This window comes from Lentzea sp. NPDC055074 (assembly GCF_053608005.1).
The window spans coordinates 286,836-308,448 of record NZ_JBSGUQ010000001.1 but is presented as its reverse complement, the minus strand read 5'-3'; the positions used below and the strand labels follow the sequence as shown (position 1 = coordinate 308,448).

Below are 21,613 nucleotides of genomic sequence, written 5' to 3'. Positions count from 1 at the left end.
AACGCCACCACCGGGAACTCGGGCAACTCCGGGAACTCCGGTGACACCGGCGGCAACTCCGCTGTGGTGAAGACCGAGAACAAGAAGTGGGACGGCCACCGCGGCGACAAGTGCCACGGCTGGAAGAACCACGGCTGGAAGAACCACGGCTGGAAGCACAACTGGAAGAACCACGGCACCAAGTCCTGGACCGAGGTCACCTCGGGCGACTCCGGTGACACCGGTGCCACTGGTCCGACCGGCGACGCCTCCAACCACAGCACCACTGTCGGTGGCCACTCCGGTCCGGCGGGCGACGGCGGCGACGCCTCGTCCTGGACCCACGGGAAGCACTCCGTGAAGGCGTGACCACGAGGTGATCACGGGGCGGGGCCGGCTGATGTCGGTCCCGCCCTTCGTCATGTCACCCATTCGGGTTTCCGTTCGCCGCGCGCGGGTATTCGGCGGTTCCCCCGATGAGCAGGACGGTGTGACGTGGACAGACATCCGTCGAAGGACGACTGGAGTCCGACGGTTGGTGTGGAAGAGGAGTTCCTCCTCGTCGACCCGGAGACGGGTGCCCCGGTGAACCGGGCGGACGAGGTCGTCGCGATCGCACGGGAGCAACTGGGACTGGAGCTCGAGCACGAGCTCACCGGTGCACAGGTGGAGATCAACACGACCGTGTGCCGCGACGTGGAGCAGGCTCGCCAGGAACTGCTCGAGACCCGTCGTCTCGTCGCACAGGCCGCGCGCACGGCGGGATGCCGGGCCATCGCCGTCGGAGCGCCCCCGCTGGGCGACGTGAGCGGTGAGGTGACGGACAGCCTGCGGTACCGGCGGATCGCGCGGGAGTTCGGTGCGCTGGCGGAACAACAGCTCATCTGCGGCTGTCACGTGCACGTCGCCGTGGCCGACCGGGAGACCGCCGTCCAGGTGTGCAACCAGGTGCGTCCGTGGTTGCCGGTGCTGGCCGCCGTCACCGCGAACTCGCCGTTCTCGGGTGGCGAGGACACCGGGTTCGCGAGCTGGCGTTCGACGGTGTGGTCGCGCTGGCCGGTGTCCGGGCCACCGCCGATCTTCGACTCGTGGCAGCACTACGAGGAAGTCTGCGACACCATGATCACGGCGGGTACCGCGCTCGACCGGGCGATGATCTACTGGGACGTCCGGCCCGCCACCGACCTGCCGACCGTCGAGGTGCGGGTCTCGGACGTCGCGGCGACCGTGGACGAGGCAGTGCTGCTCGCGGCGCTGGTCCGCGCACTGGTCGCGCAGGCGGTCGTCGACGTGGGACGCGGCGTGGAGCCCGAGCAGATTCCCCAGGAGACACTGCGCCAGGCCTGTTGGGGCGCCTCCAACGGGGGACTGAAGGGCAGCACGCTCGACGTGTGGTCGGGCGAGCAGCGGCCGGTGCGGCAGCAGCTCGACGACCTGGTGGGCAAGTTGACGCCGGTGTTCGAGGCGAACGGTGATCTGCCTGCGGTGCAACGAGGTCTGCGCCTGCTCGACGGTGACGGCGGGGGAGCGGACCGCCAGCGCGAGGTGTTCCGGACAGGCCGGGTGACCTCCCTGCTGGACCTGCTCGACGTGGACAACGCGGACAACGCGGACCGCGCCGGGCACCCCGAGAGCGCTGCTGGCTGAGACCGGATCTCCCGCGTTGCGTACGATCTTCGGTACCTCGCGGTGGCGCGGGGACAAGAGACGGCGTCCGAGGTCAAGCAGCGAGCCTGTGACGCATGGCGAGAGGGCGGCCATGAGGGCGTTCGGCACAGAGGGGCAACAGACCGCGGACGAGGACCTCCGCGCGTTGTTCGGGCAGTCCACCGCGGTGTTCGCGAAGTTCACCGGTGCCACGCACGTGGTCGAGACGGCGAACCCGGCCTTCCAGGCCGCGTTCGGGGAGACCGGTCAGGTGCTCGCCGCCCTGCTGGACGAGGTCCACCGCACCGGCGAGCCCCGCACCGACCGCGACGTGCGGGTCGTGCTCGGCAGCGGCGCGCACGCGCGGGAGGCGTTCTTCGACCTCACCGGCGAACCGCGCCGCAACGCCGCCGGCGAGGTGCACGGGGTCCGCGTGATCGGCGTGGAGACCACCCAGGTCAAGCACGCGCAACGGTTGATGGCCGAGCATCGCGCGTTGCTGGAGCAGATCGCCCGGCAGGCGCCGCTGTCCGAGGTGCTCGACGGGATGGCCCGCTGCATCGAGGAACTGGCGCCGGAGAAGCTGTTCGTGTCCGTGCTGCTGGCCGACCCCGACGGCCTGCACCTGCGGCATGGCACCGCCCCTAGCCTGCCCGCGTTCTACAACGAGGCCATCGACGGCATCGCCACGGGCGAGGGCGTCGGCTCCTGCGGGACGGCCGCCCACCGGCGTGAACCGGTCATCGTGACCGACATCGCCACCGACCCGTTCTGGGAGGACTTCCGCGACCTGGCGCAGCGGGCCGGGCTCGGCTCCTGCTGGTCGACGCCGATCCTGGCCCGCGACGGCAGCCTGCTGGGCACGTTCGCGATGTACCACCCGGCCGCGCGAGCCCCGCAGGACACGGACTTCGCGCTCATCCGCGTCTTCGCCGGCACCGCCGCGCTCGCCATCGAACGCCACCACAACGAGGTCGCGCGGCAGGCCGCCGAGGCGGGCGCCGAGGCGGCCCGCGAAGCCCTCGCCGAAGCGGTGGAGGCGGAACGGGAGCTGCGCGCGGAGGCCGAACGACGCGCGGACGCCGCCGCCGAGCTCACCGCCCAGATGAGCGTCGCCGCGGCCGCTCAGGCCAAGGCGCCCCATCCCGAGCTGTGCCAGCTGGGCGGCAGGGCGGGCTGCACCGCGCCGGCGGAGCTCAAGGTCGCCGACTCCTGGGGTGACGCGGCCTGGGGCTGTGCCCGGCACGTCGAGGAGGTCCTCATCCACGTGCGGTCCGTCTTCATCGCGAGCGAGGAGCTCGGTGGCCTGGCGGCGTACCTGAACCGGTGAGCCGAGAGCTGCTCAGGCCGAAGGGCCGCGCAGGTACCGGGTCATCATGTCCACGAGCTCGCGCTCGAACGTCTCCGTGGGCTGTTCCAGCGCGGCCAGCCGGTGCGTGTTCAGCTCCACTGTGAACACGACGAGCTCGACCGCGGTGTCGAGGTCCCGCACGTCGACGTCGGGGTGGCGGGCGAACACCTCGCGCACCTGGGCGACGCGCTGGGCGCCGTGCCGGGTGACGGTGTCGCGCAGCTCCGCGGAGAGCTGGCCCTCCTCGATCATGATGCGCAGCAGCTGCGGGTCGTCGCGGTGGTTGTCGATCGCGTCGCGGACCAGCGCCCGCACCACGGACTCCAGGCTCCCCGGCGAGAAGTCCAGCCGGTCGGCCTGGGTCCACCTGCCTCGGTCGATGTGGCGGATCATCAGCTCGCCGAGGATCGCGTCCTTGTTGGGGAAGTACTGGTACAGCGAGCCGATCGAGACGCGGGCCCGTTCGGCGATGCGGTTCGTGGTGCCCGCGGCGTACCCGTGCTCGGAGAAAACGTGAGCAGCCGCGGTCAGGATGCGGTCGCGGGTGAGCTCCGCGCGCACCTGCCGGGGCTTGCGACGTGGGTCGACGTCGCGGCTGGCCGACGGCATGCCGTGCCTCCAAAAGCGAGTATCCAATACCTGAGCAAATGCTCATAATAGTGTCATGAGCTGGGAAAACAATCCTTCTTCGCGGCTGTCCACGGTCGAGGGGGTCGAGGCCGTCATCGGGCGGCCGGCGTCGCTGATCATGCTGAAGGAGATCGGCGCGCTCGACGCGGGATGTGTGGATCTCCTCGCGCGCAGCCCGATCGCGGGGTTCGGGTACCGGGGCGCGGACGGCGTGAGCAGGACGACGTTCGTCGGCGGCAGGCCGGGCTTCGCGCGGGTGCACTCGCCGACGCGGATCTCGTTCGAGACGGACGGGGCCGAGGGGCCGGCGTCGATGGTCTTCCTGCTGCCGGGCGTCGGGGAGACGTTGCGGGTGAACGGTGTCGTGCGACAAGGCGGCTTCGACGTCGAGCAGGTGTACGTCCACTGCGCGCAGGCCGTCCTGCGTTCCGGGCTGTGGCAGCCGCCGGCGCCGGCGCCTCCCGCGCCCGAGGTCGGTGACGGGCCGCTCGCCGCGCCCGGTGTCGCGGACTTCCTCGCCGCCGCACCGTTCCTCGCTCTGTCCACCTGGGACTCCGCCGGTGGCGCCGACACCAGTCCGCGCGGGGAGCAGGGGACGGTCTCGAGGATCCTCGACGGCCGCACGCTGCTGATCGCGGACCGGCGCGGCAACAAGCGCGCCGACACGCTGCACAACCTGCTTCAGGACGACCGGATCTCGTTCGCCGCGCTCGTGCCGGGACGCACCGGCGTCGTGCACGTCCGGGGCCGCGCGACGATCACCGCGGACCCCGCGCTGCTGGAACCGTTGTCGCTGAAGGGGATCCCGCCGCACGCCGCACTGCTCGTCGACGTCGAGTCAGCCGAGCTGAGCGCCAACGACGCGGTGACGCGGTCCCGGCTGTGGACCGCGGCCCTGCCCGCCGACGTGCCCGACATGATGGCGCTGGGGAGTCGTCACCTGGCGTCGAACGTCAGGAGGGGCGGCTTCCTGTTCAAGATCGCGGACCTGGTCCCGGCACGGTGGATGCGGGCGGTGATGAACGTCGCGTACCGCTCGGGCCTGCGCAAGGAGGGCTACGAGGTCGTCCTGAGACCCCGTGTGACCGAGCAGGACCCGCTGCGCGAGGTGCGCGTCGCCGAGGTGCGGCGGGAGACGCCGAGCGCCGTGACGCTGGTGCTGGAGGACGAGCGGCCGTTCGACTTCCGGCCGGGCCAGTTCTTCACGCTCGTCGCCGACATCGGGGGCACGCGGGTGCGCAGGCCGTACTCGGCCTCGTCGGCACCGGGGTCGCGGCGGCTCGAGGTGACGGTCAAGGAGGTCGGCTTGTTCTCCCGCCACGTCCGCACGCTCGTGGCCGGCGACCGGCTGTTCGTGCGCGGCCCGTCGGGCTCGTTCCACGCGGAGCCCGGCCACGAGGTGGTGCTGATCGCGGCGGGCAGCGGCGTGACGCCGATGATGAGCATCATCCGCACCCTGCTCGCGCGGCCCGGTGAGCGCATCTCCCTGCTGTACAGCACCAGGTCCGCCGAGGAGACCATCTTCGCGGCCGAGCTGGCGAGGCTGGAGGAGGAGCATCCCGATCGGCTCACTGTCACTCACGTGCACACGTCGCGCGACGGGCGGCTCGACGTGCCCGGCGTCCGGAAGTGGGCCTCCGGGTTCTCGCCCGGGGCGCGGTTCTACGTCTGCGGGCCGGAAGCCCTGATGGACACCGTGCGGCAGGCGTTGGACGAGTTGGGTGTACCGGACGATCGGCTGCACTTCGAGAGCTACGTCAGTGCGCTGGCGGTGGCGGGGTCCGCGATACCGCAACGGATGGTCGTCGAGGGGGTCGGCGAGGCGGTGGTGGAGCCGGGACAGACGTTGCTGGACGCCGGGCTCGCCGCCGGGCTGCCGATGCCCTACTCGTGCACCGTGGGCAGCTGCCGGGAGTGCGTGGTGAAGCTCCTGGGCGGGAAGGTATCGCGGCAGGAGGAGGACGGGCAGGTGCTCGCGTGCACCAGCACGCCTCTGACGGACGTGACGCTGGAACTCTGACGGTCGAGAACTGTGAACTGTGAGAGCCGCCCGCGCCGGGTGGGAACGCTCTCACCCGGAGGGCGGTTGTCCGCCACCGCGCTGCTGCGCCACCGTGACGCCCGACAACGTTGTCGGGGAGGTCTCTCGTGGGCGTACGCGCTGTGCTGGTCGTGCTGGCGACGGCTCTGGCCCTGCTCGTGCCCGGCAGTGCCACTGCCGGGACGGCGCCGGACTACCCGGAGTTCCCCTATCCGCCGACGACCTACCAGGAACCGTTCCGCGGGCAGTTCCACTTCAGCTCGCAGTCGGGGTGGATGAACGACCCCAACGGGCTGGTCTTCGCCAACGGCCTCTACCACTTCTTCTACCAGCACAACCCGCACGGCCTCGAGTGGGACACGATGCACTGGGGCCACGCCACGAGCCCCGACCTGGTGCACTGGACGCAGAAGCCGATCGCGCTCGAACCGGGCGTGCACCCCGGCACGTTGTTCTCCGGTGGCGGCATCGTCGACAAGGCCAACACCTCGGGCCTCAAGACCGGCGCGCTCGACCCGATCGTCGTCTTCTCGAACACCAACGGCGTCAGCGTCTTCTACAGCAACGACAACGGCCGCAGCTTCCAGGCGTACGACGGCGGGCGCAAGCAGATCGAGATCCCGGAGGAGAGCCGCGACCCCAACGTGGTGTGGGACGCGGACCGGCGGCAGTGGGTCATGGTCGTGTGGTCGGACCGCGGAGGCAACGGCGTCGACATCCACACCTCGCCGGACCTGCTGAGGTGGACGTTCGCGAGCCGGTACGCCGCCGACTGGCTGTTCGAGTGTCCCGACCTGTACGTGTTGCCGCTCGACGGGACGCCGCGGTGGGTTCTCACGTCCGCGACGAGCGAGTACGTCGTCGGCACCTTCGACGGCACCACGTTCCGCACGGACCGGCCGCAGCCCGAGAAGATGAACCAGGGCACCACCTACCCCGGCGGGACGTTCTACGCTCCCGAGACGTTCCACGGCACCCCGGACGGCCGGGTGGTCCAGATGGCGTGGCAGGGAGGGAACCGGGGCCACGGCTGGACCGGCAACGCGTCGTTCCCCGTCCAGCTCGGGCTCGTCGCCTCGCCGGACGGCCCGAAGGTGACGAGGACGCCGGTGGCGGAGCTGGACTCGTTGCGCGCGGACACCCGCACGTGGCGGAACACCACCGTGACCGCGACGAACAACCCGTTCTCCGGGATCCTCGCCGACACCTACGAGATCACCGCACGCTTCGATCTGAGAGGTGCGACCGCGAGTCAGTTCGGGTTCGCGCTGCACAGCCGTTCCGACGGCACGGCGGATCGCGTCGTCACCTACGACCGTGCCGCGAAGACGTTGTACGGCAAGCCTTTCGACGCTGTCGGCGACGAGGTGAGCGTGCGGTTGCTGGTCGACCGGGGCCAGCTGGAGATCTTCGGCGGGGACGGCGTGTTCTCGTTGGCGGACAACGTGAACTTCGACTCCGCCGCTGTCAGCCAGGGCATCCGGCTGTTCGCGACGGGGGGCCAGGTGCGGGTGAAGGAAGCGAGGTTCACCCGGCTCAGCACGAGCTGGGGCACCGCCCAGCCGACGCTGGAGAGCACCCTCTCCGGTCCGTGGCACGCCACGGCGGGCTCGTGGAGCGACGTGGCGGCGGGCAAGCAGGCGCACACGGCCGGCGACTCGTTCTACCTGAGCGCGAGCACCGGCGGTGACGCGACCTACCAGGGCGATCTGCGCCTCGACACCGCGCAGGCGGCGGGGCTGACGTTCCGCGCGACCCCCGAGGGTGCCGGGTACACCGCGAACATCGACGCGAGCGGTGTGGTGAAGCTGTGGCGCCCCGGCCGGGACATCGCGACGGCCGCGGCACCGATCGTGCGAGGGCGCACCCACCACCTGAAGGTGCGGGCGACGGGCGCCCGGATCCAGGTCTGGCTCGACCACGGCACGTCCCCGGTCATCGACGCCACCGACACCGCGTACGCGTCCGGACGCTTCGGTGCCAACGTCTTCCGAGGCACGGCCACCGTGCAGAACCTGAACACCGGCGCCGGCGGGTTCGCCGCGTTCCCGTCGGGACCGTGGACCGCCACCGCGGGAACCTGGACCACGACGCCGGAGTCGTTGCGCGCCAACGCGTCCGGGGACGGCTTCTACCTCAGCGACCGCATCGCGCGGGACGTCGCCTACGAAGGCGACCTGTCCGTGGTCAACGGGGTGGCGGCGGGCCTCACGTTCCGTGCGACCGCCGAAGGCGCGGGCTACACCGCGAACATCGACACCGGCGGTGTGGTGAAGCTGTGGCGTCCGGGCCGTGACATCGCCGCGCACGCCACGCCGATCGTCCCCGGACGGACGTACCACCTGAAGGTCCAGGCGACCGGCGACCGCGTCCAGGTGTGGCTCGACGGTTCCCCGGTGATCGACGCGGTGGACACGACCTACGCCGAGGGCAGGCTCGGGCTCAACGTCTACTCCGCAACGGCGACGGCGCAGAACCTCGTGGCGGGCTGACCTGTTTGCGTCTCGAACGGGCCGGGTACCGCGATCCGGTGAGGACACCACCGATCGTCTCGGCCGAGGAGTGGAGCACCGCGCGCGAAGAGCTCCTGCGCAAGGAGAAGGAGCACACCCGGGCCAAGGACGCGCTGGCGGCCGAACGCCGCCGGTTGCCGTGGGTGCGGGTGGAGAAGCCCTACGCCTTCGAGGGGCCCGAGGGGGAGACGGACCTGCCGGGTCTCTTCGCGGGTCGCCGTCAGCTGATCGTCTACCGGCACTTCTTCGAACCCGGCGTCGCCGACTGGCCTCGGGGCGGCTGCAGCGGGTGCGCGATGTTCACCGACAACCTCGGTCACCTCGCCCACCTCAACGCCCGCGACGTCACGTTCGTGCTGGTCTCCGCCGCGCCGCAGGACGACGTCCGGCGCTACCGCCACCGCATGGGCTGGGACGGCGTGCCCTGGTACACGACGCGGGACGACTTCTCGAAGGACTTCGGCGTCGACGAGTACTTCGGCCTCAACGTATTCCTCCGCAACGGTGACGACGTCTTCCGCACCTACTTCACCAACGCCCGCTCGGCCGAGCAGACCGGCAACGTGTGGAGCCTGCTCGACCTGACCCCGCTCGGCCGCCAGGAGGACTGGGAGGACTCGCCGGAGGGCTACCCGCAGGAGCCGCCGTACCAGTGGTGGCGCCGCCACGACGAGTACGGCACCGCCGAGGACGCGGGCTGACGCCGGGTGTGAACATTCACCGTCCTCTGTGGCCGGTGTGCCCCTGAGCTGGCACGGCGCCGTGACACGTCCACCGGTGACGCCCCGGGCAGGTCTTCCGCGCCGCCGGAGCGGGGGGCTACGGTGGCCGACCACCGGTTCCCGCACCGGTGGCGCCGCGCCCGGATCGGGGGTCTGAACAGCGTGGACGAACTCGGCGACGCACTGAGGTACGGACCGTTCCACCGCGCGTTGCGCGTGGCGATCGCCCGGCGAGGCCTGTCGCTGAACAGGTTGCGCGCCCACCTCGCGCGGATGGACCTGGCGATAGCGGAGTCGACGCTGAGCTACTGGCAGCGGGGCCTGCGCCACCCGGAGGGACCGCGCGCGCTCGCCGTGATCCGCGCGCTGGAGTCCGTGCTGTACCTGGAACCGGACTCGCTGACGACCCTCGTGGGCCCGCGCGGACGCGTGCCGAAACCGTCGGCGACGTCGTTCGTCGAGTTGTCCCCCTTGGGACCCACGACGAACGAGCTGCTCGCGAGCCTGCTCGACGACCCCTCCCGCTGCAACGCGGGACTGGAGGTCGCGCTCACCCAGGAACGGGTCGCCCTCGGGCCGCGCGGCCAGCAGCAGGACGTGACGACCCGCGTCGTCCTGACCGCTCATCGGCCCGGCGTGAACCGCTACCTCGGGATCTACCACGGTGACGACGACTGCGACATCGACCTCGCCGGTGTCGTCGCGGGCGACGGGTGCCGGATCGGCAGGGTCCGCCGCGCCGACCGGTCGATGGTGTTCGAGCTGCTGTTCGACCGCGGACTCGAGGACGGCGAGACCACCGTCGTCAGCTACACCGTCAACGACCGGTCCGGCTCGCCCTGTCCCGGGTACACGCGGATGTTCCGCGACCTGTCCGGGCCGTACCTGCTGCAGATGGCGATGACGCCGGACGCGTTGCCCAGCAGGTGTTCCCGCGTTCTCGGCGTGCGGGAGCACCAGCCACCGGTGGAGGCCACCGACCTGATGTGCGACCGCGCGCTGGTCGCCAGCGCGTTCTTCCCCGTCACTCATCGGGGCGTCGCCGGTATCGCGCTGGAATGGTGTTAGCGCGCCACCGGAAACATTCACACGGCAGCGCGAACGACGTCGTCCGCGTTGTGAACGATTGTGCGGCCGCTCCGCTCTTCTTGTGGCTCTCGCGCCCTCGTCGCCATTGTTCGGCCATGCCCGGAAACCACCGGGCGAAAGCCTTCAGTGATCACGAGAGGAGGGCCCGTGAGCACCCTGCGTTCACGTGCTCTTGCCGCGGGAGCGGTGGTCGCGGCGAGCCTGCTGCTCGGGCAGCCGGTCGCCACGGCCGCACCCGACGTCTCCGCCGCCGGCCGTCTGAGCTTCACGATGCAGGCCCAGGAGCAGACCCAGTGGTGCTGGGCGGCCGCCGGCACCAGCATCGCCCGCTACCACGGCACCTCGGTGACCCAGACCCGGTTCTGCCAGCTCGCGCACAACGAGCCGGGTTCGGGCTGCCGCAACAACCAGGGCAACCTCGGCGAGGTCCGCGAGGCGTTCCGCGACCTCGGCTACTCCTCACCGGGCAGCTACCTGTCCGGCACCATCGGCTTCAGCTCGATCCGCGACCAGATCGACCGCGGCCAGCCGATCGAGACCCGCATCCTGTGGTCCTCCGGCGGCGGCCACATGCACGCCGTCTACGGCTACGACGTCGACAGCGCCGGACGCCAGTGGGTCGACTGGGGCGACCCGTGGGGCAGCAACACCCGCTACAACCGCTCGACCTACAGCGGTTACCGCTCCAACTCCACGTTCAGCTGGACCCACACGCTGACGGGCATCGACCGGTGAGGACGGCCATGATCACTCGCACTCTCGCGGCCGCAGCCGCGCTGTCCGCCGCCGTGCTGCTCGCGGTGGCCCCGTCGGCCCAGGCGGACGACCCGCTGTCCGCCGCCGACCTCCAGGCCGCCCGGGCCGTGGCCGCAGACCCGTCCACCCTGACCGCCGTGACCGACTTCCTCGGCAGCCTCCAGGCCCGCGAGGGCCGTGCCGCCGGCGTCGCACCGGCGGCCGTGCGCGAGGAGGTGGTCCCGGTGTACACGCTGTCACCCGAGTTCGTCTCCGGTGCCGCGGGCGCCCGGCCGGGCAGGCTCGCCTACCTCGCCGTGGCCGCGTCCGCCGACGGCCGGACCTCCACCATCCAGACCGTCCGCGGCGATGACGGCCGGTGGACGGTCGCCAACCTCGCCTCGGGCGACCGGGAGTCCCGGCTGGCCGCGGCGCTCCCGGCCGGCGCCACCCTGCTCCACGAACCCCAGGTCGACGCCTGGTACGCGGAGCGAGGTGGCGAGCTCACGGTCCTGGACGCCGGTGGCGGCGGCCGGAAGGCGGGGGAGCGGCTGGAGGTCGCGGACTACCAGCGGGCCGTGGCGAAGGCCTACAGGAACAAGCAGAGCGGTTCCCGCTACGCCACCGAGGGCATGGCGGGCGGGTTCTCGCAGCCCTCCGGCGGCGATCCCGCGCCGGGCACGTCCGCGGGCGACCCGGTCCTCCCGCTGCTCGCGCTCGGGGCACTGGCGGCGTTCGGCGCGGCCGCCTTCGTGCTGCGTTCCCGGCACCGCGCCTGACCCGCCGACCGCACGAGCCCATGCCGGCGTGGCACGCGCCGGCATGGGCTCGTGGCGTGTGACCGGCGAGACTCCGTCACCGCCGTGCGGCCCGCCACGGGTTCCGGATCAGCGCATGTAGGCTTCGCGCGGCAGGTGCGGACACGTCAAGCAGTCGGCGCATTCGGAGTTCCTGCTGTACAGCGACGATGATCCAGTGAAAGCTCGTGCCGGCTTCCACGACGAGCTCACCGTGGCTCGTCGGTTGTCGACTGCTTTAGGAGACCTGAGTGACCGCGGACGTGGGACGTGCCCAGAGCCTGACCGACCTGATGCGCGCGAGCGCCGAGCCCCTGATCGGCAAGTGGGTGGGCGAGGTCGCGACGCAGCTGCGGGGGCGGTCGACGAAGGCGGAGCTCGAGTCCGACTTCAAGGAGTTCTTCGAGACGCTGCTGCCCCTCGTCGGCAACGACGGCAAGGACGTCGGCTCGGCCGAGTTCGGTGACATCCGGTCCTTCCTGGACGAGTACTCGCGCAGCAGGGTCCGGGCGGGCTTCACCCCGTCGGAGACGGCGTCGAGCCTGTTCTCCATCAAGCGCGCGGTCTTCGACCTCACCGAGAACAACGACGACCCGCAGATGTTCCGCGAGGTCATGGCGTTCTCCGGGCTGCTGGACGCGCTCGGGCTGCTGACGTTCGAGTTCTACGCGCGGGCCCGTGAGGAGATCATCCGGGAGCAGTCCGAGCAGCTCCTCGAGCTCACCACGCCCGTCGTCAAGGTCTGGGAGGGCGTGCTCGCGGTGCCGCTGGTCGGCACGCTCGACTCGGCCCGCACCCAGGTCGTGATGGAGAAGCTGCTCGAGGCGCTGGTCGAGACCGGGTCCGAGCACGCGATCATCGACATCACCGGTGTGTTCGCCGTCGACACCCAGGTCGCGCAGCACCTGCTCAAGACGGTGGTCGCGGCACGGCTGATGGGCGCGGAGTGCATCGTGTCCGGCATCCGCCCGCAGATCGCGCAGACGATCGTGGCGCTGGGCATCGAGTTCGGCGACATCGTCACCAAGGCGTCCCTCGCCGACGCCCTGAGGCACGCGCTGCGCCGTGAAGGCGTCGACGTCGTGCGCAACGAGGCTCGCTGATGGAGCGCGTCCCGATTCTGAAGATCGGTGGCCTGCTGCTCGTCTCCATCCAGATCGACCTGCAGGACCAGAGCGTCCTGGCACTGCAGGAGGACCTCGCGGAGAAGATCAGCGCGACCGGTGCGCACGGCGTGATCATCGACATCTCGGCGGTCGAGATCGTCGACTCGTTCATCGGCCGGATGTTCGCGACCATCGCGTCCATCTCCCGGCTGTTCGACGCCGACACCGTGGTGGTCGGCATGCGGCCGGCGGTCGCGATCACGCTGGTGGAACTGGGTCTCACGCTCGGCGGGGTGCGCACCGCGCTCGACCTCGAACGCGGCATGAAGATCCTGGGACAGCTCGGTCGCGGACGGGACTCCTGATGCCGCCCCGGTCCGAGGGGCCGGAAGTGGTGCCGATCAATGCCGACGACGACGTGGTCCGGGTGCGCCAGCTCGTGCGGACGTACGCCCAGCAGACGAAGCTCTCGCTGGTGGACCAGACGAAACTGGTCACCGCGGCGAGTGAGCTCGCGCGCAACACGCTCATCTACGGCGGTGGCGGTTTCGCCCGCGTCGAGGAGGTCAGCGACGGCCGGAGGGCCGGGGTGCGCGCCTCGTTCCACGACGAGGGGCCCGGCATCCCCGACCTGACGCTCGCCCTGGCCGACGGCTGGAGCAGCGGCAGCGGCCTGGGTCTCGGCCTGAGCGGCGCGAAGCGCCTCGTGGACCAGTTCGACCTCGACACCGAGGTCGGTCGCGGCACGGTCGTGACGGTGACGAAGTGGAAGAGATGACCAGGACGACCTGCCTGCCGATGATCCGCGACGAGGCCTGGCTGCCGGTCGAGGAGACCGCGCAGGTGGGCCGGATCCGGCGCACGGCCACGTCCCTGGCCGAACGGCTCGGGTTCAGCGCGAACCGCACGGCGGAGATCGGCCTCGCGGCCACCGAGATCGGCACGAACCTGCACAAGCACGCCCAGCAGGGCGTCGTGCTGATCCGGTCGGTGCGCGGCGAGGAGGACTCGGCGGTCGAGGTCGTCGCGGTGGACCGCGGACCCGGCATCGGGGACCTGGCGCGGGCGTGGGAGGACGGCCAGTCCACGACCGGCACGCTCGGCGTAGGGCTCGGCACGGTGGCACGGCTCGCGACGTCCTGCGCCATGACGTCGCGTCCGGGCATGGGCACCGCGCTGGTGGCGCGGTTCGCTCCCAGGATCGACTGGACCCCTGAGTGGGGCGAGGAACGAGCGGCCGGCATCACCAGGCCGATCACCGGCGAGGACGTGTGCGGCGACGCCTACGCGACCTGCCGGAGCACGGACCGGATGACGCTGATGATGTGCGACGGCTCGGGGCACGGGCCGCTGGCCGCGGCCGCGTCCGACGCCGCCGTGCGCCTGTTCCGCGAGCAGCCCTTCCTGCCGGCCGACCAGCAGGTCGCGTTGCTGCACAAGGCGTTGCGCGGCACTCGGGGCGGTGCGGTGGCCGTCGCGGACATCGACCTCGTCGCACGGACCGTGCGCTTCTGCGGGCTGGGCAACATCGCCGCGGCGGTGCTGGGGGACGGCCGCAAGACCGGCATGATCTCGGTGCCCGGCGTCGCGGGACACCAGGCGCGCACGATCCGCACGTTCGACTACGCGCTGCCGGAGAAGGCGGTCGTGGTCCTGCACTCCGACGGCCTCACCGAGCGCTGGGGCCTCGACCACGGCAGCGACCTGGCCAACGACCCGCCGGTGCTGATCGCGGCGACGCTGCTGCGGGAGGCGGGTGTCCGCAAGGACGACGCGTGCGTGCTCGTGGCCAGACCGGCATGACCACCGCCGACCTGCTGCGGCTGGTGATCGCCGACGAGCGGGACGTGTTCCTGCTGCGTCAGCGCGGCCGCCAGGTCGCGGCGGCGGCCGGTCTCGACGGGCAGAACCAGGTCCGGGTCGCCACGGCGCTCAGCGACATCGGCCGGGAGCTGGTGCGCCAGGACGTGAGCACGACCGTGCTCTTCCGGCTGCGGCGCGGGCCCGCTTCCGCGCTGCTCGTCGAGCTGTCCTGGCAGGCGGAGGCGACCACCTCCGGTCCCGGCTGGGACACCGCCCGCAGGTTGATGAACGAGCTGGTCCTCACGGCCTCGGGCGTCACGCTGGTGAAGAACGTGCCGCACGCGGTCGTGCTCGACGAGGGCCTGCTGCAGGACCTGCGCGAGAGCACCGGCACCACCGCGCTCGACGAGCTGCGCGCGCAGAACCAGGAGCTCCTGGAGACGCTCGAGAACCTGGAGGCGAAAAGCAAGGAGCTCGAACGCCTCAACGACGAGCTGGAGGAGACCAACCGCGGCGTCGTCGCGCTCTACCAGGAGCTGTCCGACGAGCTGGAGCAGACGAACCAGGGCGTGGTCGCGCTCTACGCGGAGCTGGAGGCGAAGTCCGCCGAGCTGCGCGACGCGGCCGCCGCCCGCATCCGGTTCTGGTCCAACATCAGCCACGAGCTGCGCGCGCCGATCAACTCGGTGGTCGGCCTGACCCGCCTGCTCGGCGGCCCCGGCGGCGATCCCATGACCGACGACCAGCGCCACCACGTGGATCTGATCAACGAGTCCGCGGCGACGTTGCTCGCGCTGGTCAACGAGCTGCTCGACACCGCGAAGGCCGAGTCGGGCAGCCTGCAGCCGCGGATGGCGCCCGTCGCGCTCGACTACGTGATCACCCAGCTGCGGTCGTCGGTGCGGCCGCTGCTGCGCTCCGGCGACGTGCGGCTGGTGGTGGACGCGCTGCCCGAGCTGCGGCCGCTGGTCACCGACGAGACGATGCTCGTCCGGATCCTGCGCAACGTCCTGTCCAACGCCGTCAAGTTCACCGAGCACGGCGAGATCCGCTTCGTCGTCGAGACCGGCCCCGGCCCCGACGAGGTCCGGTTCGTCGTCACCGACACCGGCATCGGCATCCCGCCCGCCGAGCAGGACCGGGTGTTCGAGGAGTTCTACCAGGTGCCGAACGCGCTGCAGGTCGGTGCGAGCGGCACCGGGCTCGGCCTGTCCTACGCGCGCAAGCTCGCCGGGATCCTCGGCGGCAGCCTCACGCTGAGCAGCACGTCCGGCGTCGGCACGGAGGTCGCGCTGACCCTGCCGACCGCGAAGGACGAGCTGGTCCGGCCCGCGCCCGTCGTGTGCGCGCTGATCGCGGACGGCGACGAGAAGTGCCGCACGATGCTGCGCGAGGCCCTGTCCGGGTTCGCCGCGGAGGTCGTCGAGACCGAGGACGGCCGCGCCGCGCTGAACCTCGCGAAGGAGCGGCGGCCGGACCTGGTCCTGGTCAGCGCGAGCGCCCCGCTGATGAGCGGCAGCGCCGTGCTGTCGGTGCTGAGGCTTGATCCCGATCTGTCCGGGGTACCTGTGGTCATCGTGTGCGGTGACGATCCCGGTGGTCTCGCTCGCACCGTGCACAGCCTTGGTGCCGCCATGCTGCACGAGGCGCGGATCTCGCCGGCGACGGTGGGCCGTGCGATCAGGGACGCTCAGCTCACGGCGCGCAGAACGGACAGCCGATGAACCCGACAGCGATGGGTGGCGGACCGGCCAGGGTCCTCGTGGTCGACGACCTGGAGGCGAGCCGGTTCATCGCCTGCAGCTGGCTGCGCCGCAGCGGCCACACGGTGGTCGAGGCGACCACGGCGGCCGAGGCCCTCATCGCACTGGACGGCGACTCGTTCGACCTGGTCCTGCTCGACGTCCACCTGCCCGACATGAGCGGGTACGACGTGACGGAGCGGATCAAGGCCGATCCGCGCACGAGCTCCATCCCGGTCGTGATGCTCTCGGCGACCTACATCGAGCCCGAGGACAAGGTCACCGGGCTGACCCGCGGCGCCGACGCCTACCTCACCGAACCGGTCGACCCCGGCGAACTGCTCGCCAACGTCGAGGCGGCGCTGCGCTACCACCGCGCCCGCGCCCTCGCCGAGCACCTCGCGGCCCGGCTGACCCGGCTCGCCACGGCCACGTTCGCCATCAACGCGGCGACGACGTTCGAAGCCCTGGCCGAGGCCGCCGCGATCGGGGCCGCGGACGTGCTCGAGACGGAGGCGGCCGCCGTCCTGACGGACCCGTCCGGCGCCGTGCGCGTCGTGATGGTGGGCTCCGCGTGGCGGCGCCCGGACGACGCGGACGTCGAGCAGTGGATGGCGTCGCTCAACCCCGACGCGGGCGTGGCCGTGATCGAGGCCGGCGAGGTGCCGTGGCACCAGGTGGCGGTGGTCGCCCGCACGAAGCTCCGGCGCCCGCCCATCGGCATCACGGTCGGCCCTCTCTCCGTGACGACCGACGACGACCGGAACCTGCTGCGCCAGCTCGCCCAGGCGGCCGCGCTCGCCGCCGAGGGCCTGCACACCTTCGCCGAGGAGCACTCGCTCGCCCTCACGTTGCAGCGCAGCCTCCTGCCCCGCGCGCTGCCGCACCACCCCGCCCTGCCGATGACGGCCCGGTACGTGCCGGCGTCGGACAACGCCGAGATCGGCGGCGACTTCTACGACGTGATCGAGCTCGACGGCCGCCTGCTGATCGCCATCGGCGACGTGTGCGGCCACTCGATCGAGGCCGCGACCGTGATGGCGGAGGTGCGCCACACGCTGCGCGCCTACGCCGTGGAGGGCCATCGGCCGGCCGAGATCCTGCGCCGCGTCGACGCCCTGCTCGAACGGTTCCACCCGACCGGCGGCCTCACCACGATGTGTCTGCTGCTGGTCGACCTGGAGGCGGGCACGATGGCCGTCGCGAACGCGGGCCACGTGCCCCCGCTGGTCGTCGACGACCAGGGCGCTCGCTACGCGCGCGTGCACGGCCCGTTGCTCGGCATCGGGCTGGAACGGCCGGAGGCGACGGAACTGCCGTTACCGCCGGCGACCACCGTGCTGCTGACCACCGACGGCCTCGTCGAACGGCCCGGCATCGATCTGGACGAGGGCATGGAGAAACTGCGCGCCACGGTGTCGAACACCGAGGACATGGACGACCTCGCCGACCGCCTTCTCGCCGAGCTGGGCCAGGGCAAGCGGGACGACATCGCCCTGCTCCTGCTGCGACGGCTCGGGTGAGCGCCCCCGTGGTCGACATGCCTGTCAAGCCGGGCATGTCGATGGCGGCGCTGCGCCGCGAGCTCGCCTCCGCCCTGAAGGACCTCGGCGAGGACCACCTCTACGACGTGCAGCTCGTGGTGACCGAGCTCGTGTCCAACGTCCTCGACCACACCTGCACCAGCACCGGCCACCTCCGGATCGTGCGCCACGAGGACCCGTGCGCGGTGCTGGTCGAGGTCGACGACGAGTCCGCGGTCGAACCGGTCTACGGCCGCTCGCGACTGGGGGAGAACCGGGGCCGGGGCATCGTCGTGGTGGACAACATCTCGCGCGAGTGGGGCACCCGTTCGCGCGGTGAGGACGGCAAGACCGTGTTCGCGCTGGTGGAGTGCACGGACTGAGGCCGTCTGCCCGGCTGCCGCGGTTACCGCCGTCCGCCCGGGGTATCTCTGGCCAATGACCACCACACCGCCGGTGCCACTCGGGGAGCCGTCTCGGCCTCCGGACGCGCGAAAGCCCGTCACCGCAAGTGAAAGATCCGTCACCGAGCACCTCGACAACGGTGCCGTCGTGACGTACTTCGACCCGTCCCCGTTCGCCGAGGGACCGTTCCGGCGCGCGGTCGCGATCGGGGCGGAGATCGTCGACCCGCGCACGCGGCTGCGCTGGATCCCCGTGCTGCGCAACGACCTGACCATCGACCTGGTCTCCTGGACGCTGGTCGTGGACATCGCTCCCGGCTGACCGGGAGCGATGTCCACCGTTCAGACGGACGGCTCCAGCAGCGCCAGCATCTCCGGCAGGTCGAAGTGCCGGCCGATGTCGAGCGCGGACCTCGGCCCGAGAGCCGGGTCGGCGCCCGCTCCGAGCAGCAGGCGGACGATCTCCTCGCTGCGCCGGAACACCGCCGCGCCCAGGGCGGTCTGCCCCCGGTCGTTGACGCGCGCGGTGTCGGCGCCCCGCTCCAGCAACGCCCGCACCGCCTCGGTGTGGCGGTGGTAGGCGGCGAGGATCAGCAGCGAGTCGCCCGAGGAGTTGGTGAGGTTGACCGGCACCCCGGCGTCGACCGCCTCCGCCAGTCCCGCCGCGTCCCCGGCCCTCGCCAGGTCGAAGAGCGACTGGAGGAAGCCGAGCTCCTGTTCGGTGAGCGCCTGGCTCATGCGATCGCCGGCGGGAAGCGGTCCCACACGCGGTGGGCTCCGAGCAGCGTCGTCACGTCCGCGAGGACCTTCGACGGGTCGTCGTCCAGCACGACTCCCGGCCCCGCGCACCCGGCGGCCTCGACGGTGGCGCGCCCGGTGCCCCAGGCGCCGATCGCCTTGGCGTGGCGGAAGCACTCCTGGAGCATCAGGGTGACACGCGGGTCGGCGGCGGCACCCGCTACGAGCAGCGCGTCGAACTCGACCGAGCGCGCGGTGAGGAACGTGCGCTGGGCGGCCAGGCCGCTGTCGCCGAGCGTGCCGCCGGTGGGTGCGATCAGCAGGGGCACCATGCCGCCGGCCAGGACGGTCTCGCGCACCGTGCGCACACCGTCGAGGTCCGCCGGGTCGACCACGATGCCGATCGTGCGACCGTCCGAAGGCCACGTCTGCCCGAGCTGCGACAGCGCCGGGCTCGGCGTGACCTTCTTCAGCCGCGCCTGCTCCGGCACCGGGAGGCCCAGCCCCTTCGCGACCTCCGCGCAGAGCGTGGCGTCGACGTTGGCGAGCACGAGCAGCTCGCGTTCCTTGATCACCTGCTCGTAGCACTTGCCCAGCTCGAAGGTGAACGCGCTGACGACGTGCTCCTTCTCGACCGGCGTCAGGCTCTGCCAGAACAGCCTCGGCTGCGTGTAGTGGTCGGCGAACGACGCCGGCGCCTGGCGGACCTTCACGGCCTTCGGCAGCGGCCGTGCCACCTCGACGAACGGCCGGTCGCCCGCCTTCGCGACGAACGGGTTGCCGCCGTCGAGCGTGTTCGGCCGGTAGGGGGCGACACCCCCGTGCACCGCGTGCTGGTGGAAACCGTCACGCAGCATGTCGTTGACCGGAGCGTGCGGACGGTTGATCGGGATCTGGTTGAAGTTCGGTCCGGCGAGCCTCGTCAGCTGGGTGTCGAGGTAGGAGAACAGCCGGGCCTGGAACAGCGGGTCGTCGGTGACGTCGATGCCCGGCACGAGGTTGCCGAGGTGGAACGCGACCTGCTCCGTCTCCGCGAAGTAGTTGAGCGGGTTGCGGTTCAGCGTCAGCATCCCGACCGGCTGCACCGGCGCGAGCTCCTCGGGGACCATCTTCGTCGAGTCGAGCAGGTCGATGCCCTCGAACGTCTGCTGTGGACTGTCGGGCATGATCTGCAGGCCGAGCTCCCACTGCGGGTACGCGCCGGACTCGATGGCGTCGGCGAGGTCGCGGCGGTGGAAGTCCGGGTCGAACCCGCACAGCATCTGCGCCTCCTCCCACACCAGGGAGTGCACGCCGAGCTTGGGCTTCCAGTGGAACTTCGCGAGCGCGGTCTCCCCGTCGGCGTTGACGAGCCGGAACGTGTGGACGCCGAAGCCCTCCATCGTGCGGTACGAGCGGGGGATGCCGCGGTCGGACATGTTCCACAGGACGTGGTGGGTGGCCTCGGTGTGCGTGGACACGAAGTCCCAGAACGTGTCGTGCGCGCTCTGCGCCTGCGGGATCTCCCGGTCCGGGTGCGGCTTGCCCGCGTGGATCACGTCCGGGAACTTGATCCCGTCCTGGATGAAGAAGACCGGGATGTTGTTGCCCACGAGGTCGAAGTTGCCCTCCTGGGTGTAGAACTTCGTCGCGAACCCGCGGGTGTCGCGGACCGTGTCCGCCGATCCGCGCGAGCCCAGCACGGTGGAGAACCGCACGAACACGGGCGTTTCCACGCCGTCTCCGAGGAACCCGGCCATGCAGACGTTCGCGGCGGTGCCGTAGCCGACGAATACGCCGTGCGCTCCGTAGCCGCGTGCGTGCACGACCCGCTCCGGGATGCGCTCGTGGTCGAAGTGCATGATCTTCTCGCGCAGGTGGTGGTCCTGCAGCAGCGTCGGCCCGCGTTCTCCGGCCTTCAGCGAGTGGTCGGTGTCGTGCAGGCGCGTGCCGGCTGAGGTCGTGAGGAACTCGCCCTGCTGGCCCTGCGACACCTGGGGTGCGCCGGTCGGGGCGCCCGTCGGCGACACCGTCTCCGGCCCGGTCTGGTCGTGCTTGGGCGGCAGCGGCCCTCGCGGTTCGGTCGGCTCGGCGAGCGACGGCGGCTCGCTGCCGGGGGCGCCGGGGATCGGCGGGTTCACCAGGTCGGCGACCTTGTCCACCGCCTTCTCGAGCGCCGCCTTCACGAGCTTGCCTGGCTTGTGGGTGGCCACGGAATCTCCTTCTGGCACGGGAACGTCGGACAGGCGGTACCCGGTGGTTCGGGTACCAACCACTTGAGGCCGAACCGTTTGTCTCGTCCGTACGGGGGTACGCCGATCGCGACCGAATAGCGTTTCCTCCGACGGGAGTCGTCATGTCCCGAACCGAGACCGCCGGGCGCCACGCCGTCCAGACGATCGCGCTGGTCGTGGCCGCGGTGTTCGTACTGGTCGGCATCGCCGGCTTCGTTCCCGGCCTGACCACGAACTACGACGCGCTGATGGTGGCGGGCCACGAGTCGCAGGCGATGCTGCTGGGCTTGTTCGCGGTGTCGATCCTGCACAACGTCGTCCACCTCGCGTTCGGCGTGGCGGGGTTCGTGCTCTCCCGCACGGCCAACGGCGCGTACTGGTACCTCGTCGGCGGTGGGGCGGTCTACCTCGTGCTGTTCGTCTACGGCCTGATCGTCGACCACGGCGGCGACGCGAACTTCGTGCCGGTGAACGCGGCCGACAACTGGCTGCACCTGCTGCTGGGCACCGCGATGATCCTGCTGGGGCTGGCGTCGGGCGGCGGCCGTCACCACACCGTGCGCGGCAACTGAGCCTCCAC

The 21,613-nt window shown here is 71.2% G+C and carries 21 protein-coding genes; 18 read left to right on the top strand and 3 right to left on the bottom strand.

Annotated features, from left to right (window positions below; translation table 11 throughout):
• The 3 genes from ACWF7A_RS01550 to ACWF7A_RS01540 all read left to right on the top strand — a co-directional run.
• Positions 1 to 348, top strand: a 348-nt coding sequence (locus ACWF7A_RS01550; RefSeq protein ID WP_452248432.1) for a hypothetical protein, incomplete at its 5' end; no start/stop codon positions are given.
• A 126-nt stretch (positions 349 to 474) separates the two neighbouring features.
• The gene (locus ACWF7A_RS01545) at positions 475 to 1,626 is read left to right on the top strand and encodes a carboxylate-amine ligase (protein ID WP_452248431.1); all 1,152 of its coding nucleotides are present in this window, start codon (positions 475 to 477) and stop codon (positions 1,624 to 1,626) included.
• Between the two features lie 88 nt (positions 1,627 to 1,714).
• On the top strand, positions 1,715 to 2,956 hold the full coding sequence (locus tag ACWF7A_RS01540) for a GAF domain-containing protein (RefSeq protein WP_452248430.1): 1,242 nt from the start codon (positions 1,715 to 1,717) through the stop codon (positions 2,954 to 2,956).
• Positions 2,957 to 2,968: 12 nt separating this feature from the next.
• Here the strand turns inward: ACWF7A_RS01540 and ACWF7A_RS01535 are convergent, their stop codons facing one another.
• Complete coding sequence (locus ACWF7A_RS01535; protein WP_452248429.1) at positions 2,969 to 3,586, bottom strand: TetR/AcrR family transcriptional regulator; 618 nt, start codon at positions 3,584 to 3,586, stop codon at positions 2,969 to 2,971.
• A gap of 55 nt (positions 3,587 to 3,641) precedes the next feature.
• On the opposite strand from ACWF7A_RS01535, the gene ACWF7A_RS01530 reads away from it, so the two are divergent.
• The 14 genes from ACWF7A_RS01530 to ACWF7A_RS01465 all read left to right on the top strand — a co-directional run bounded on the left by ACWF7A_RS01530 (position 3,642) and on the right by ACWF7A_RS01465 (position 18,404).
• Entirely contained in the window at positions 3,642 to 5,627 is a 1,986-nt protein-coding gene (locus ACWF7A_RS01530) for a 2Fe-2S iron-sulfur cluster-binding protein (protein ID WP_452248428.1), read from the top strand.
• Positions 5,628 to 5,755: 128 nt separating this feature from the next.
• The gene (locus ACWF7A_RS01525) at positions 5,756 to 8,140 is read left to right on the top strand and encodes a glycoside hydrolase family 32 protein (protein ID WP_452248427.1); all 2,385 of its coding nucleotides are present in this window, start codon (positions 5,756 to 5,758) and stop codon (positions 8,138 to 8,140) included.
• 38 nt (positions 8,141 to 8,178) lie between these two features.
• Positions 8,179 to 8,862 (top strand): DUF899 domain-containing protein, encoded by a 684-nt coding sequence (locus ACWF7A_RS01520; protein ID WP_452248426.1) that lies wholly within the window; start codon positions 8,179 to 8,181, stop codon positions 8,860 to 8,862.
• A gap of 123 nt (positions 8,863 to 8,985) precedes the next feature.
• The gene (locus ACWF7A_RS01515) at positions 8,986 to 9,951 is read left to right on the top strand and encodes a hypothetical protein (RefSeq protein WP_452248425.1); all 966 of its coding nucleotides are present in this window, start codon (positions 8,986 to 8,988) and stop codon (positions 9,949 to 9,951) included.
• Positions 9,952 to 10,119: 168 nt separating this feature from the next.
• Positions 10,120 to 10,707: a papain-like cysteine protease family protein gene (locus ACWF7A_RS01510; protein WP_452248424.1), complete on the top strand. Its 588-nt coding sequence runs from the start codon at positions 10,120 to 10,122 to the stop codon at positions 10,705 to 10,707.
• 8 nt (positions 10,708 to 10,715) lie between these two features.
• A complete protein-coding gene (locus ACWF7A_RS01505; RefSeq protein WP_452248423.1) occupies positions 10,716 to 11,486 on the top strand; it encodes a hypothetical protein in 771 nt (256 codons plus the stop codon).
• 269 nt (positions 11,487 to 11,755) lie between these two features.
• The gene (locus tag ACWF7A_RS01500; protein ID WP_452248422.1) at positions 11,756 to 12,607 is read left to right on the top strand and encodes an STAS domain-containing protein; all 852 of its coding nucleotides are present in this window, start codon (positions 11,756 to 11,758) and stop codon (positions 12,605 to 12,607) included.
• Positions 12,607 to 12,975 carry an STAS domain-containing protein gene (locus tag ACWF7A_RS01495; RefSeq protein ID WP_452248421.1) on the top strand — a complete coding sequence of 123 codons (369 nt, stop codon included), beginning with the start codon at positions 12,607 to 12,609 and terminating at the stop codon, positions 12,973 to 12,975. The genes ACWF7A_RS01500 and ACWF7A_RS01495 overlap by 1 nt, the downstream gene beginning before the upstream one ends.
• Entirely contained in the window at positions 12,975 to 13,388 is a 414-nt protein-coding gene (locus ACWF7A_RS01490) for an anti-sigma regulatory factor (protein ID WP_452248420.1), read from the top strand. The genes ACWF7A_RS01495 and ACWF7A_RS01490 overlap by 1 nt, the downstream gene beginning before the upstream one ends.
• Positions 13,385 to 14,413: an ATP-binding protein gene (locus ACWF7A_RS01485; RefSeq protein ID WP_452248419.1), complete on the top strand. Its 1,029-nt coding sequence runs from the start codon at positions 13,385 to 13,387 to the stop codon at positions 14,411 to 14,413. Before ACWF7A_RS01490 ends, ACWF7A_RS01485 begins: the two co-directional genes overlap by 4 nt.
• Positions 14,386 to 16,137, top strand: a complete 1,752-nt coding sequence (locus ACWF7A_RS01480) for an ATP-binding protein (RefSeq protein WP_452248418.1) — start codon at positions 14,386 to 14,388, stop codon at positions 16,135 to 16,137. Before ACWF7A_RS01485 ends, ACWF7A_RS01480 begins: the two co-directional genes overlap by 28 nt.
• Entirely contained in the window at positions 16,134 to 17,678 is a 1,545-nt protein-coding gene (locus ACWF7A_RS01475) for a SpoIIE family protein phosphatase (RefSeq protein WP_452248417.1), read from the top strand. Before ACWF7A_RS01480 ends, ACWF7A_RS01475 begins: the two co-directional genes overlap by 4 nt.
• 17 nt (positions 17,679 to 17,695) lie before the next feature.
• Complete coding sequence (locus tag ACWF7A_RS01470) at positions 17,696 to 18,061, top strand: ATP-binding protein (RefSeq protein ID WP_452248416.1); 366 nt, start codon at positions 17,696 to 17,698, stop codon at positions 18,059 to 18,061.
• A 55-nt stretch (positions 18,062 to 18,116) separates the two neighbouring features.
• Positions 18,117 to 18,404 (top strand): hypothetical protein, encoded by a 288-nt coding sequence (locus tag ACWF7A_RS01465; protein WP_452248415.1) that lies wholly within the window; start codon positions 18,117 to 18,119, stop codon positions 18,402 to 18,404.
• A gap of 20 nt (positions 18,405 to 18,424) precedes the next feature.
• On the opposite strand, the gene ACWF7A_RS01460 is transcribed toward ACWF7A_RS01465, so the two are convergent.
• Both ACWF7A_RS01460 and ACWF7A_RS01455 read right to left on the bottom strand, forming a co-directional pair.
• A complete protein-coding gene (locus tag ACWF7A_RS01460; RefSeq protein ID WP_452248414.1) occupies positions 18,425 to 18,820 on the bottom strand; it encodes an ankyrin repeat domain-containing protein in 396 nt (131 codons plus the stop codon).
• Positions 18,817 to 21,012, bottom strand: a complete 2,196-nt coding sequence (locus ACWF7A_RS01455; protein ID WP_452248413.1) for a catalase — start codon at positions 21,010 to 21,012, stop codon at positions 18,817 to 18,819. Before ACWF7A_RS01455 ends, ACWF7A_RS01460 begins: the two co-directional genes overlap by 4 nt.
• A 143-nt stretch (positions 21,013 to 21,155) precedes the next feature.
• On the opposite strand from ACWF7A_RS01455, the gene ACWF7A_RS01450 reads away from it, so the two are divergent.
• Entirely contained in the window at positions 21,156 to 21,605 is a 450-nt protein-coding gene (locus ACWF7A_RS01450) for a DUF4383 domain-containing protein (RefSeq protein WP_452248412.1), read from the top strand.
• Positions 21,606 to 21,613: the final 8 nt, after the last annotated feature.

Coding starts and splice junctions, on each gene's coding strand:
- ACWF7A_RS01460 (WP_452248414.1), bottom strand. CDS start 18,820: ATGAGCCAGGCGCTCACCGAACAGGAGCTCGGCTTCCTCCAGTCGCTC.
- ACWF7A_RS01505 (WP_452248423.1), top strand. CDS start 10,716: ATGATCACTCGCACTCTCGCGGCCGCAGCCGCGCTGTCCGCCGCCGTG.
- ACWF7A_RS01475 (WP_452248417.1), top strand. CDS start 16,134: ATGAACCCGACAGCGATGGGTGGCGGACCGGCCAGGGTCCTCGTGGTC.
- ACWF7A_RS01495 (WP_452248421.1), top strand. CDS start 12,607: ATGGAGCGCGTCCCGATTCTGAAGATCGGTGGCCTGCTGCTCGTCTCC.
- ACWF7A_RS01490 (WP_452248420.1), top strand. CDS start 12,975: ATGCCGCCCCGGTCCGAGGGGCCGGAAGTGGTGCCGATCAATGCCGAC.
- ACWF7A_RS01465 (WP_452248415.1), top strand. CDS start 18,117: ATGACCACCACACCGCCGGTGCCACTCGGGGAGCCGTCTCGGCCTCCG.
- ACWF7A_RS01530 (WP_452248428.1), top strand. CDS start 3,642: ATGAGCTGGGAAAACAATCCTTCTTCGCGGCTGTCCACGGTCGAGGGG.
- ACWF7A_RS01470 (WP_452248416.1), top strand. CDS start 17,696: ATGCCTGTCAAGCCGGGCATGTCGATGGCGGCGCTGCGCCGCGAGCTC.
- ACWF7A_RS01535 (WP_452248429.1), bottom strand. CDS start 3,586: ATGCCGTCGGCCAGCCGCGACGTCGACCCACGTCGCAAGCCCCGGCAG.
- ACWF7A_RS01485 (WP_452248419.1), top strand. CDS start 13,385: ATGACCAGGACGACCTGCCTGCCGATGATCCGCGACGAGGCCTGGCTG.
- ACWF7A_RS01450 (WP_452248412.1), top strand. CDS start 21,156: ATGTCCCGAACCGAGACCGCCGGGCGCCACGCCGTCCAGACGATCGCG.